General features: G+C 70.9%; 5 protein-coding genes. 4 read left to right on the top strand and 1 reads right to left on the bottom strand.

The genetic code is table 11. The features are described 5' to 3' along the window. Window positions 1-152 precede the first annotated feature (152 nt). The 4 genes from ACZ56L_RS26535 (at window position 153) to ACZ56L_RS26550 (ending at window position 12889) form a co-directional block, all read left to right on the top strand. Window positions 153-1433: an MFS transporter gene (locus ACZ56L_RS26535; protein ID WP_471066773.1), complete on the top strand. Its 1281-nt coding sequence runs from the start codon at window positions 153-155 to the stop codon at window positions 1431-1433. Continuing rightward, on the top strand, window positions 1430-4750 hold the full coding sequence (locus tag ACZ56L_RS26540) for a type I polyketide synthase (protein ID WP_471066775.1): 3321 nt from the start codon (window positions 1430-1432) through the stop codon (window positions 4748-4750). Before ACZ56L_RS26535 ends, ACZ56L_RS26540 begins: the two co-directional genes overlap by 4 nt. Then, on the top strand, window positions 4747-12141 hold the full coding sequence (locus ACZ56L_RS26545; protein WP_471066777.1) for a MupA/Atu3671 family FMN-dependent luciferase-like monooxygenase: 7395 nt from the start codon (window positions 4747-4749) through the stop codon (window positions 12139-12141). Before ACZ56L_RS26540 ends, ACZ56L_RS26545 begins: the two co-directional genes overlap by 4 nt. A 301-nt stretch (window positions 12142-12442) precedes the next feature. Further along, window positions 12443-12889 carry a hypothetical protein gene (locus ACZ56L_RS26550; RefSeq protein WP_471066779.1) on the top strand — a complete coding sequence of 149 codons (447 nt, stop codon included), beginning with the start codon at window positions 12443-12445 and terminating at the stop codon, window positions 12887-12889. On the opposite strand, the gene ACZ56L_RS26555 is transcribed toward ACZ56L_RS26550, so the two are convergent. Next, window positions 12830-13792 carry a cyclase family protein gene (locus tag ACZ56L_RS26555; protein ID WP_345226201.1) on the bottom strand — a complete coding sequence of 321 codons (963 nt, stop codon included), beginning with the start codon at window positions 13790-13792 and terminating at the stop codon, window positions 12830-12832. The two genes, ACZ56L_RS26550 and ACZ56L_RS26555, sit on opposite strands and share 60 nt — an antisense overlap. Between the last annotated feature and the right edge of the window lie 52 nt (window positions 13793-13844).

Consider the following 13844-nt stretch of genomic DNA (forward strand, 5'->3'; position numbering starts at 1 on the left):
GAGATTGGCGCAGGAACTCCAGCGACCCTGTCAAGTCACCAGTTCGGGTGGCTTTAAGCGCACTTCCGTGCGAGTGAGTGTGAAGGCGGCCTCGGCTGAGCGCAGCCGTGCACGACCGTGCGTACAGCTCAGTAGCGGACCAGGGAGAACACGTGAGGCAATTTCGCCTGCTCGTCGTGGGCAACGGCTTCTCGGCGTACGGCAGTTACCTGAACATGGTCGCCCTCAACGTCTTCATCTACGAGGTGACCGACAGCGCCCTGGCCGCAGGGATCTTCATGGCCGTACGCCTGATGACCAGCGTCATATCCGGCTTTGCGAGCGGAAGGCTGGTCTCGGCGTACGACCGCAAGAGGTTGATGGTCGGCGCCGATCTGACCCAGTGCGCGGCAATGGTAGCCCTGCTGATCGCTCCTGAGACCTCGCGCGCGGGACTTCTGTACCTGCTGGCCGTCGTCACCGGCTTCTGCTCGATCCTGTCGGGGGTGGCGCTGCGCACCAGCATCCCGGAGATCGTCGGCAGTGATCTGCGCATGCGAGCCAACGCGCAGCTGTCGACGGGGCGTTCTCTGGCCATGATCGCCGGGTTCGCCTCCGCCGGTGTGGTGGTCGCCCAGTGGGGATACGTCGCCGCCATCTCGCTGGACGCCGTCACGTTCGCGGTGTCGGCCTGCCTGCTGCTCTCGCTGCCGATCCGTACGCGAGCGCAGAAGGAGAAGAGGGAGGAGAGGAGCGGGGAGGAGAGAAGTGAGGACGGCTCGGTGTCCGGGCGGGCGCGGAAGGCAGGCTCGCTCATGCTGCTGTCTGCTGCCCCCGTGCTCGCGGTCATGCTGGTGGTCCGGGCTGCCGACGGCCTCGGCTCCTCGTCGCACAACGTCGCCCTGCCCGTTTACTCCAGCATCCTGGACCCGTCCCACCCGGCCACGTTCGTCAGCCAGTTCTGGGCGACGTGGGCCATCGGCAACATCGTCATGCAGCAGGTGTGCAGCAGGTGGGCCGGGCGCGGCGGACGACAGGGACCCGGGGAACGGGCCTTCGCGATCGGGGCCTGTGTGATGTCTGCCGCGTTCATCGTGGTGTTCGCCGGCCTGCCCACGGGCGTGGCCGTCGCGGCGGCCCTGGTGGCGGGAATGGCCGACGGGCTCACCGAGACCGCCTACGTCACCCGGCTCCAGGCGGCCCCCGACGAGCAGCGCGGCCGGCTCTTCGGCCTGTCCGCGTCGGTCGAGAACACCGGTTTCGGTCTGGGGATGCTGGTCAGCGGCGCACTCCTGGACCGCTTCACACCGTTCCACGTGGTGGGCCTGCTGCACGGACTGGCGATCGTGCTGTGCGTCGGGCTCTTCATCGTTCTGGTGCGGCACACGCGTCGGTCCGGGTCCGCGCCCCCGGGAGAACAGAGCGCGCCGGCCGTGGGGAGCGAGGCCCGATGACCGTCAGTCGCGATGTTCCCGTGGCCGTCGTCGGGATGTCCTTCCGCTTTCCCGGTGCGAACACGCCGGAGGAGTTCTGGCGCACGATCCACGACGGTACGGACCGCATCCATCGCTTCACCGAGGCCGAACTGGCCGCTGCGGGAGTACCCGAAGAGCAGTACAGCGCCGACGACTTCGTCGGAGCGAGCGGGCTCCTCACCGACATCGCGGGCTTCGACGCGGGCTTCTTCGGGATGAGCGCGCACGAGGCCGAGATCACCGATCCGCAGCACCGGCTGTTCCTCGAATGCGTGCACCACGCCCTGGAGAACGCCGGGTACGCGGGAGGTGCGGAGGGCGCCTCGGAGGGGGCGGATTCCGACGGAGGAGGCCATGAGATCGGTGTCTATGCCAGTACCGGCTACCACCTCTACTCCCTGCAGACCTACCTCCAGAACAACGTCCTCCCGGGCGGCATCGACGACTGGCTCGCCGGAATGCAGGCGACCGTCGGCAACTTCACCGACTTCAACGCCAACCGTGCCGCCTTCCGCCTCGGTCTGACGGGCCCGGCGGTCAACGTGCAGACGGCCTGCTCCAGTTCACTGATGGCGGTGCACCTCGCCGCGCAGGCCGTGGCCGCGGAGGACTGCGCCGTCGCCGTCGCCGGAGCCACCGCCGTCCACGTGCCGCAGGTCCTCGGCTACCCGTACGTGAAGGGCTCCATCCTCTCCAGGAGCGGGCGGCTGCGGCCCTTCGACGCCGCATCGGACGGGACGGTCGGCGGCACGGGTGTGGCAGCCGTGGTACTCAAGCGCCTCGAACGGGCCGTCGCGGACGGTGACCACATCCATGGCGTCATCCGAGGCAGGGGGGTCGTCAACGACGGTGCGGACAAAAGGACGTTCGCAGCGCCCAGCGCGGACGGCCAGCGCAAGACAATCCGGCGCGCCCTGGAGAGGGCGGGCATTGACGCGGGCACCGTCGGCTACCTGGAGACGCACGGGACCGGAACGTACAAGGGCGACCCGATCGAGTTCGAGGGTGCCACCGCCGCGTTCCGCGCGGACACCGATCGCACGGGCTACTGCGCCCTGGGCTCGGTCAAGGCGAACATCGGTCACCTCGACGTATGTTCGGGCCTGGCGGGGATGATCAAGGCTCTGCTCGTGCTGCAGCACGGAGTCATCCCGCCGATGGCGGGCTTCCGCCGCCCCAACCCGGCACTCGACCTCGCGGCGAGCCCGTTCTACATCCCCGAGTCCGCTCGGCCCTGGCCGCGGAGCGACGTACCTCGCAGGGCCTGCGTCAGTTCGTTCGGCATCGGCGGCACGAACGTCCATGTCGTCCTGGAACAGGCCCCCGAGCCCGCGCCGCGCCCCGCCGACGCGTTGCCTCCCCCGGCCGTCCTGACGATCGCGGGCCACACGCCGGCGGCCCTCGCCGACAACGCCCGCGCCCTGCGCGACCACCTGCGTACGCACCCCGGCACGCACCCCGCGGACCTCGTGACGACGCTGGCGCTCGGCCGCGCCCACCGCAGGCACCGCCTAGCGGTACGCGGCGACACCGTGGGCGCGTTCACGAGCGCCCTCGACGCCTGGATCACGGGTCCACGCCCGACGGGAGACGCGGAGGCCGCGGGCGTCGGGTTCCTGTTCACCGGGCAGGGCAGCATCCACCGGGGCGCCGCACGCACCCTCCATGCGCGCTTCCCCGTCGTACGCGAGGTCCTGGACTCCTGCGAGCGGCAGTACGCCGCGCTCACCGGCGGCGACAGCCTCCTCGAACCGCTGCTCTGCGAGGAGTACGAGGGCGGGGCCGAGCCCGCCTGGCCCACCGAAGCCGCACAGCCTGCGCTCTTCGCGTTCCAGTGCGCGCTCGTCCGCCTGTGGCGCGCGGCCAACGTCGTGCCCCACGTGGTGGCCGGGCACAGCGTGGGCGAGTACGCGGCGCTGTACGCGGCCGGGGTGCTGTCCGCCGAGGACGGGCTCCGCCTGACGGCGGAGCGCGGCAGGCTGATGCAGCAGTACTGCGCGCCGGGCGCGATGGTCGCGGTCCCGATCGGGGCACGCGCGGCGCGGGAGCTGGCCACCGAGGTTCCGGGGGTGGAGCTCGCCGTCACCAACGGCGCACGCAGCCAGGTCCTGGCGGGCCCGGCCGACGCCGTGGCACGCCTGAAGGAACTGCTGGCCGAGCGCGACGTCCCGGCCCGTGCGCTTCCGGTGCACCACGCGTTCCATACCGCCCTGATGGATCCCGTCCTCGACGGGCTGCGGGAACTGTTCGCAGGGGTGGAACTCCGGCCGTGCGAGGTGCCGTTCGTCAGCGGCCTGGACGGGCGCACGCGGCCGGCGGGCTGGGTCGCGGACCCGGAGTACTTCGTACGGCAGGCGCGTCAGCCGGTGCAATTCGCTGACGTACTGAGGGAGTTGGGGACATCTCACAGGAGCTTCGGCGCCCTGGTGGAGATCGGACCGCACACAACGCTGAGCGGGCTCGCACGGCGGGAGCTGCCGGGCAAGGCCGCGTATCCGACGCTGCGGCGCGGGGCGGGGCTCGAACCGCTGTGGGACGCGGTGGCGGGCCTGTACCGGGGCGGGGCTCCGGTCGACTGGCGGGTGCTGGCGGAAGGGGCGGGCCGCAGGATCCCCCTGCCCGGATACCGATTCCAGCACAAGGACTACTGGACAGGGCCGGAGAACCACTTCTCCAGGTCCGCACAACCGACAAGGGACGGGTTCGCAGTGGCACAGGACGAGGCAGCGGTCGAGCGCGTGCTCCAGCACATCATCAAGGTCACCGCGAAGCATCTCGGCTACGACACGAACGAGGTGGCCGAGGACGCCAACTTCTTCGATCTCGGCGCCGACTCACTGCAAATGATCGGCGTACTGCGCGAGTTGGAGGAGGAACACCAGGTCAAGGTGTCGATGCGGGAGCTCTTCGAGGAAGCGGGCACGGCGAAGGAGCTGGCGCGGATCATCGCGCGGAAGGCAGGCGGCCCGGAAGTGGCCGCACCGCCCCGGGCGCCCGCCTCATCCGAGCCCGCCGCACGGCCCGTGGCGCCCGCCCCGTCAGTGGCCGCCGTGCCACCCGCCCGCGCGCCGGAGCCGGTGGTCCATGAGCCTTCGTCCGTGGCCCATGAGCCCGTGGCGGTCGACCCGGCGCCCGTACCGGTCGCGGCCTTCACCCCCGCCCCGGTCGAGTACGCCACGCGCCGCGAAGTGGACGATCTCGTACGCCAGGTGCACCAGCTCTCCCAGATGCAGCTCCAACTCATGCGTCACCTCTCGCAGCTGCTGGCCTCGCAGACCGGGGAGGCGGGCCGATGACCGGGACTGACGCCGCCGGCGCATCGGCGGCGGTCGACCAGGATCTCGCCGCGATGACCGAGCTTTCGCAACGCATCTCCCGCCGGATGGGGCCGCCAGTCGCAGAGGAGGAGCAGCCCAGCGTCAGGGCCGCCCAGCACGGGCCGCGCCTGGAAGTCGCCCGCGCGTCCGGCATGGTCCGCGGCGGCGCGTCCGACGCCCAACGGGCGCACCTGGAAGACCTGGTGCGCCGCTACACCGCCAAGACGCCCACCTCGAAGCGGATCGCCCAGCGCTACCGCCGGGTGCTCGCCGACAGCCGCGCGGCCGTCGGGTTCCGCAGCAGCACGAAGGAGATGCTGTACCCCATCGCGGGCCGGCGGGCGCGGGGCTCCCAGCTTGAGGACATCGACGGCAACCGCTACGTCGACATCACCATGGGCTTCGGCGTGCTGCTCTTCGGCCACGAGCCCGCCTTCGTCACCGAGGCGGTCCGCGAGCACCTCTCCCGTGGCGTCCAGCTCGGCCCGCGCAACGTGGAGACCGGCGAAGCCGCCGAGCTGCTCGCCGAGCTGACAGGCCTGGAACGGATCGCCTTCGCCAACTCGGGTACGGAGGCGAACTCCGCCGCCATTCGGCTCGCCCGCGCCGCCACCGGACGCTCTCGCATCATCACCTTCGAGGGCGCCTACCACGGCCATGCCGACAACGTCCTCGGCCGCTCCCCCGGTACCGGGGGCGAGGGACTCACCACCGTTCCCCTGTCCGCGGGGATCCCGCACAACGCCGTCGCCGACCTCCTTGTCCTCCCGTACGGCAGTGACGAGAGTCTCGCTGTCATCGAGCAGCAGGCGGGCGACATCGCGGCGGTCGTCGTCGAGCCGGTGCAGAGCCGTCACCCGTCGCTGCGCCCTGCCGACTTCGTACGGCGGCTGCGCGAACTGACCCGGCGGCACGGCATCGTGCTGTTCTTCGACGAGATGCTGACCGGCTTCCGCCCCGCGCTGCGCGGCGCCCAGGAGCTCTACGGCGTCACTCCCGACCTGGCCACCTACGGCAAGGTGCTCGGCGGCGGATTCCCCATCGGAGCGATTGCCGGGCGCTCCGACATCATGGACGGCATCGACGGCGGGCACTGGAATTACGGGGACGACAGCTACCCGTCGGCCGACACCACGTTCTTTGGCGGCACCTACATCCAGCACCCGGTGTCGATGGTCGCCGCCCGCGCCGTACTGACGCATCTCAAGGAGCACAGCCCTCGGTTGCAGGAGCGGCTGAACGCGCGCACCGACGAGCTGGCCGCGACGCTCAACGCGTTCTTCGAGGCGGAGGGGTTCGCCCTGAGCATGAGCCACTTCGGCTCGCAGTTCCGCTTCGAGCAGCGCGCCGACATGGAGTTGCTCTACCACCACCTCATGCTGCGCGGCGTCCATGTGTGGGAGTGGCGGAACTTCTTCCTGTCCACCGAACACACCGGCAGCGACGTCGAGTTCATCGTGGAAGCGGTCAAGGGGTCACTGCGCGAGCTGCGCGACGGAGGCTTCTTCCGCGGGAGGCCGAGAGTCGCCCCCGCGTCCTCGCCGGAGCCCCGGGCCCAGGCCGTGGCCATGGCCTGGAACAGGGCGGCCACGGCTCGTCGCCCGGAGCCGAAGCCGGAGCCGGAGCCGGAGCCGGAGCAGCAGCCGGAGCAGCAGCCCCCCTCCGGGGCGGCAGCCCAACAGGACGCTCGAACACTGGACTTCGGCGTCTACTTCTTCGGCGACTATCCGCAGGACGAGACGGCCTCCCGGCACGGAAAGTACGACCAGATCCTGGAGACCGCCCGCTTCGCCGACCGCCACGGCTTCCACTCCCTGTGGATTCCCGAACGGCACTTCCACTCCTTCGGCGGCCTGTTCCCCAACCCCGCCGTGCTCGCTGCGGCCCTCGCCCGCGAGACCGACCGCGTCCGCATCAACGCCGGCTCCGTGGTGCTGCCGCTCCATGACCCGATCCGCGTCGCCGAAGAGTGGTCGATGGTCGACAACCTCTCCGGGGGGCGGATCGGCATCGGCTGCGCCAGCGGCTGGCACGCCGACGACTTCGCCTTCTTCCCCGACCGCTTCGGTTCCCACAGGGAGCTGATGTACGAACAGGTGGAGCAGATAAGGAAGTTGTGGCGCGGTGAGCCGGTACGCCGCACCACCGGAGACGGCGAGAGCGACCTGCGGCTGTTCCCCCGCCCCGTCCAGGACACCCCGCCCATGTACACGGCCGTCGTCGGCAACCCCGCGTCCTACGAGCTGGCCGCCCGCCACGGCCTGGGCATCGTCACCAATCTGATGACGCAGAGCCTTGAGCAGCTCCGGGAGAACATCGCGCTCTTCCGCCACACACGCGCCCGGCACGGCCTGGACCCGGACACGGGGCGAGTGGCCGTCCTGCTGCACACCTTCCTCGCCGAGGACCACGTGGAGGCGCGTGCCACGGCGCGCGATCCGCTGTCCCGGTACATGCGCGCCTCCCTGTCCCTGTTCGGGAACGTCGCCAACAGTCTGGGTCACCGGGTCGACCTGTCGGCAATGACCGACGACGATCTGGACGTGGTGTTCGGGCGGGCCTACGACCGTTACTGCGACCAGCGAGCTCTCATCGGCAGCCCCGAAAGCGTGCGGCCCGTCGTGGACGCCGTGCGTGCAGCGGGCGCCGACGAGGTCGTCGCGCTCGTCGACTTCGGCGTCGAGCCCGACGCGATGCGCTCCGGCCTCGTCCATCTCGACGCGCTGCGCCGCGACTGCGCGACCACCCCCGTGGCGACAACGGCCCCCACGGTCGCGGAGACGCCCGGGGCGGGCTCCGCGCCCCTGTTGGTCACGGACACGCCCGTGGCGGACCCCGCTCCCCTGTCCCCCGGCCAGCAGCGGATCTGGTTCCTGGAGCGGATGCTCCCCGGTCGTACCGCCTACAACGAGACCAAGGCGATCGACCTGGAAGGCCCGCTGGACGTCGCCGCGCTGCGGGCCGCCCTGCGCGCCCTGGTCGGACGGCACGAGCAGCTGCGTACGGTGTTCCGGGAAGTGGCGGGCGAGTCAAGGCAGTTCGTACAGCCCGCGGCGGACGTGGACTTCGCGGTCATCGACGGCACGGGCGCCGGGGACGCGGTGACCGACACTCTCCGCGCCGAGAGCGAGCGCCGCTTCGACCTGGCGCGGGGCCCGCTGTTCGTCACGCGCCTCGTCCGACTCGGCGATCGACGACACGTGCTGGTGCTGTCCCTGCACCACATCGTGATGGACGCGGCATCGGCCGCGGTGCTCGCCCGCGACGTGTCCGCCCTGTACCGGGGGGCGTTGCCCGGCGCGCCCGCCGCGAAGCTGCCCGCCCTCACCCGTACGTACGCCGACCATGCCCGTCGGCAGCTCGCTTCCCTCAGCGACGCGAAGACGGCGGAGGACCTCGCCTACTGGAAGAAGACGCTCGCCGGCGACCTGCCCGTCCTGGAGCTGCCCACCGACCGGCCCAGGCCCGCCGTGATGACCTCCAACGGCCGCGCCCTGTTCCGTACGCTCGGCCCTGAACTGTCGGAGCGGGTACGGGCATTGAGCCGCAAGCGGCGCAGCACCCTCTTCATGGCCCTGCTCGCCGGATACGCGGCCGCGCTGCACCGCGTCACCGGTCAGGACGACCTCGTCATCGGCACCCCGATGTCCGACCGCACACCCCCGTACGAGGACGTCGTCGGCTTCTTCGTCAACACTCTGGCACTGCGCATCGACCTCTCCGGCGACCCGGACTTCGGCACGCTCCTGGACCGGGTGCGTGGCGTCGCCCTGGACGCGTACGACCACGCCGACGTGCCGTTCGGGACGGTCGTGCGGGAGCTGGCGCCGGCGCGGGCGCTCGACCGGATTCCGGTCTTCCAGACGCTGGCCGAGTTCGAGACCGGTGACCCCTTCCGGTTCGACCTGCCCGGGGTCCGGGCCACGCCGCTCGACTCGGGTCCCGACAAGGCGCTCACCGACATCAGCGTGTACTTCACCGACCAGGAGGACGGCATCCGTTGCCACCTGGAGTACAACACCGATCTCTTCGACGAGGCGACGGTGGACGCACTCTTCGGGACGTTCCGGGACGTTCTCACCGAGGCGGTGGAGACCGCCACCCCTCTCGCACGTGAAGAGGGCACGGCGATCCCGGATGCGTGGCGGCGGGGGAAGGTCCGGCAACCGACCCGGAGCACCGTCGATTCCCTGGTCTCGCGGTGGGCCGCGGTCGCCCCGGATCGCACCGCGGTGAGCTGTGGTGAAGTCGCTCTCACTTACGGTGAGTTGAACGAACGCGCGGAACGCCTCGCGGCGTCTCTGCGGGCGGAGGGCGAGGCCGGAGTACCGGTCGCCCTGTGGCTGCCGCGTGGCACCGACCTGGTCGTCGCCATGCTCGCGGCTCTCAAGTCGGGCCACGGATACGTTCCGTTGGACCCGGGGCAGGGGTGGGCGCGGGCCGAGGCCATCCTCAAGGAGTGCGGCGCACGGATCCTGGTGAGCGACAGCGGGCGAACGGACACGCCGTCAACGCCGCCGGGCGGGATCGTCGTGGTCGCCGTCGACGCCCAAGCAGCACCCGACCCGCTGCGCGACCCGGCTCCTGCGCCCGATCCGGTGGGCGATCCGCCCCCCGCGCCCGGTCCCGAATCCCTCTGCTTCGTCATCCACACCTCCGGCAGCACCGGTACCCCCAAGGGCGTCGCCGTGCCGCACCGGGCCGTCGTGGACCTGTGCCAGTGGCACCACGAGCGTTTCGGGTTCACCGCGGACGACCGCAGCGCAGCTGTGTGCAGCCAGGGCTTCGACGCCGCAGCCCTGGAGATCTGGCCCGCACTGACCGCGGGAGCGACGGTCGTCGTGGCCGACGAGGCGGTCCGCAGGGACCCGGCCGCGCTGGCCCGCTGGTACGCGGACCTGCGGATCAGCTTCTCCATCCTTCCGACGGCCCTGGGAGAGGCGGTCCTCGCGCTCCCGGCCGCACAACAGCCCCCGCTTCGCCACCTCTTGGTGGGCGGCGACGTGCTGCGCACCCGCCCGCGTCCCGGTGTTCCCTACGAGACGGTGAACGTCTACGGCCCCACCGAGGTGACCGTGCTGTGCACGGTCGAGACGGTGGAACCACAGGCACCGGGCGCCGCGGCGGTCCCGATCCCGATCGGCCGACCGGTGGACAACGTCACGCTGCGGGTGCTCGACGGGCACGGCCGCGAGGTCCCCGTCGGAGAGGTGGGTGAGCTGTACGTCGGCGGCCCCGGTGTGGCCACCGGCTACCTCGGCCGGCCGGACCTGACGGCGGAGCGCTTCGTCCGCGACCCGCTGGGCACCGAGGGGCGGATGTACCGCACCGGCGACCTCGTGCGCTGGAACGAGTCGGGAGCACTGGAGTTCCGTGGGAGGTCCGACGATCAGGTGAAGATACGAGGTTACCGCGTCGAGCCCGAGGAAGTCTCCCGCGCGCTCAACGGCCTGCCGGGGGTCGGCGAAGCGGTCGTCATGACCCGCCGCAACCGGCGGGGCGAGGCTCAGCTCGCCGCCTTCGTGGTCCCCGCGGGGCCGGCCGGACGGCCGCAGGAGTTCGCCGACCGTCTTACGGAGGAGCTGGCCGGAAGGCTGCCTGACCACCTGGTGCCGCATGCCTGGGCTGTGCTGCCCGCCCTCCCCCTGTCCGCGAACGGCAAGCTGGACCGGGCCGCCCTGCCCGCCGCCTCCGTCGTGACCGCGACTGCCGCTCCCACTCCCGTCCGGGCGACGACGTCGGTGGCCCGCCCGACGGCTGCCCGGGCCGACGAGGTGCGCCTGAGGCGGCTGTGGGCCGAGGAGTTCGAGGTGGACATCGCGGCGATCGGCTCCGACGCCTCCTTCTTCGACCTCGGCGGCCACTCGATCACGGCGATCCGGCTGACCAACAGGGTGCGTGAGGCGTTCGGTGTCGAGTACCCCATCGCGCGCTTCTACGCGGAGCCCACGCTTAACGCCATGGCGACGTACCTCGCCGGTGGTGGCGCTCTCGGGGGCGCCGACGATCCTGACGGCGCCCCCAGGGACAGCAGGAATACGGGCAGGGAGGCCCGGGAAACCGACAGGGCGACGGTCGGCCGCGCACCGGCCACCGTCCAGCAGAGCACCTTCATCGGCCGCCACCAGTCACACCCCCGTCCGCAGGTCTACAACGTGGCCATGCGCCTCACCTTCACGGGCACGCTGGACGTACCGGCTCTGCGCACCGCACTGACCGGACTCGTTTCGCGCCACGAGGCGTTGCGCACGCGCTTCGTACAGGACGACGAGGGCGAGTGGTGGCAGGAGGCGTTGCGGCCCAGGCCGGTGGAGCTGCCGGAGGAGGATTTGGCTGCGGAGCCGGACCCGGAGACCGAGGCGGCACGCGTGGCAGCGGAGACGGCCGCGGCCCCATTCGACATCCGGGCCGAGCTCGCCCCGGTGTTCCGCCTGCTGCGCACGGGCAGTGACCGTTGGGAGCTGCTCTTCGTCCTGCACCACGCCGCCTGCGACGGATGGTCGGTCAGTGTCCTGCTGCGCGAACTGGCAGCGCTGTACCGGGCTGCGGCCACCGGCGTACCGCACGGCCTCTCGGAGCGCGTACCGCAGCCGAGCGAGTACGCGCGGTGGCAGCGCGAACGGAGCCGCACGCAGGACAAGGGCCGTCTGATCGACTACTGGGCGAGGGAGTTGAAGGGCGCCCCGTTCGGCTCGTCGCTGCCCCTGGACCGGCCCCGCCCGAAGGAGCCCACAGGAAGGGGCGACGTCGTGCTGTTCACGGTGGGGCGCAGAACGCGTGCCGACCTGGAAGAACTGGCGCGACGGCGCCGCACGACGCCCTTCGTGGTGACGGCCGCCGCCCTGGCCACGCTGCTGTCCGGACTGACCGGCGAGCCGGACGTCGTCCTCGGCATCTCCCACGCCAATCGCGAGCGGCGGGAGTTCGAGGCACTGGCGGCCTGCACGGTCTCGTCGTTCACGCTGCGGGTCCGCGGCGAGGCCGAGTCGTTCGGCGCGCTCGTGGACCAGGTGGCACGCAGCACGGTCGAGGCGATGGACCACGCCGCACCGATCCGCGCGATGGCCGCCGAACTGAGTGCCGCGTGGGGCACAGAGGTACCTGACAAGCTGCCGTTCGGTTTCCAGTACCAGAGCTCTCTGGAGACGGACATTGAACTGCCGGGCGTGACCACGGCTGTCGAGGACGTCGTGGTCCCCGGCGCACGCTCCGAGTTCAACTTCGGCCTGGTCCCCACGGGCGACGTGCTGTCCGGCTACGTGGAGTACTCGACCGACCTGTGGGACCGCACCACGGTCGAGGCGTGGACCACCGCGTACGTCGGCCTCCTGGGCAGGGAAACCGCAGCCGCCCTGGGCGAGGACGTCTGAGGAGAGAGGGGGCGATCGCGGATCCCGGCGACGGACAAGGCCGCAGAGCGACCTCGTCAAGGTCCGGACCGGGAGCGGGCCAACTCCGCTCCCCACCGCGAGCATTCATTCTTCTCCGCAGGTCAGGAAGCTAGGAATCCGTGTACCACCAGCAGACGAAGAACCTCCTGGTGTCGTACTCGCCGAAGAAGCCGGGCTTCTTCTAGACACAGAAGAAGGGTGCCTGACCAGGGGTTTTCCCTGCCGGGCACCCTTCGGGGCGTACGACTAAGAGATCATCTCATCTGGCTAGCCCGGTGAAGTGTTGGTCGTGGTGGGGATCGTTGAGCGGCTGGTGCCGGACGAGTTGTGGGAGTTGTTCCAGCTGGTGGTGCCGGAGGCTCCGTCGCGGCCGCAAGGCGGTGGCCGACGTCGGCATGGTGACCGGGAGGCGCTCGCCCGGGTGCTGCGGCGCGACGACGTCATCGCCATTCCCAGAGCTTCGACGGTGGCGCACGTGGAGGACAACCACGCCGCCCTCGGCATCAGCCTCACCGACGAGGACCTCAAGGCACTGGATGCCGCGTTCCGCGCGCCCGTACGCAAGGAGCCCCCGGAAATCCTGTGCAGGGGTGCGGGAGGCGGCGTCCTGCGCATTCCCGGGCCCGTCGAGGCCCGGCTCGTCCCGGCCGTCGCTCTCCCGGGGCGGCTACTTGATGGCCAGGGGGTTGATCGGCGAGCCCACCGCGCGGGTGAACTTCAGTGGTGATCCCGCGTAGAGGAATTCGTAGACGCCGTCTGCCGCGCAGGACGCCGCCAGGGCTTCCAGGTCCAGGATCTCCGCCAGCGTGACGCCCATGTCCCGGATCAGCACCATGTGCAGTTCGAACATGCCCGCCTTGTTCTCGCCCGGCACCACCTCGATCGCGTGGTTGTCGGCGCCGACCACCGCGACGTCCCGGTCCCGCAGCCACTCGGCGCAGGCCAGGCCGAGACCGGGTTCGGTGTCCATGAACGCCGTCGCGTCTCGGTCGGAGGTGAACTTCCGCCACCAGCCGGTGCGCAGCAACAGGATGTCACCGGGGCCCACCGTGACGCCGTGGGCCCGTTCGGCCTCCTCCAGGTCGGCCGGGGAGATGAGGTGGCCCCCGGGCAGCCAGTCGACGCCGTTCAGGCCTGCGATGTCGAGCAGCACACCGCGGCCGGTGATGCCGTTGGCCTGGGTGTGGATGCCGCAGCGCTGAGCGCCCTTGCTCGTCACGTCCCGGCTGGGGTGACCGTTGTAGAGCCGGCCGTCGTAGTGGATGTGGGACAGCGCGTCGTACTGGCTGCCGGCCTGCAGCGGCATGAAGACGTAGTCGTCCGCCCAGGTCAGGCCGCCCGGCAGTTCCTGCTCCTGACCGTTCTCGGACATCAGCCGGATCGGGTTGACGCGGAACCCGCCGGGTTGCGGGCCGTCGGAGTCGAGGGGGATCCCGAGGTCGAACACCTCGCCGGTACGGACCAGCTTCGCCGCCTCGACGATGCGGGCGGGGGTGATCAGGTTGGTGGTGCCGCGTTCGTCGTCGGCGCCCCAGCGGCCCCAGTTGCTCAGCCGGGCGCCCAGGGCCCGTACGTCGGGCACCTCCGGGTCGGCGGGGGGTTCGGTGGCGGCGGTGACGGGATCAGTCATGAGCAGGCCTTTCAGCTGTGGGCAGTTCAGTGGTGCGGAGCCCCGGTGGAAC

The sequence above is a fragment of the Streptomyces sp. NPDC039736 genome (assembly GCF_055596485.1).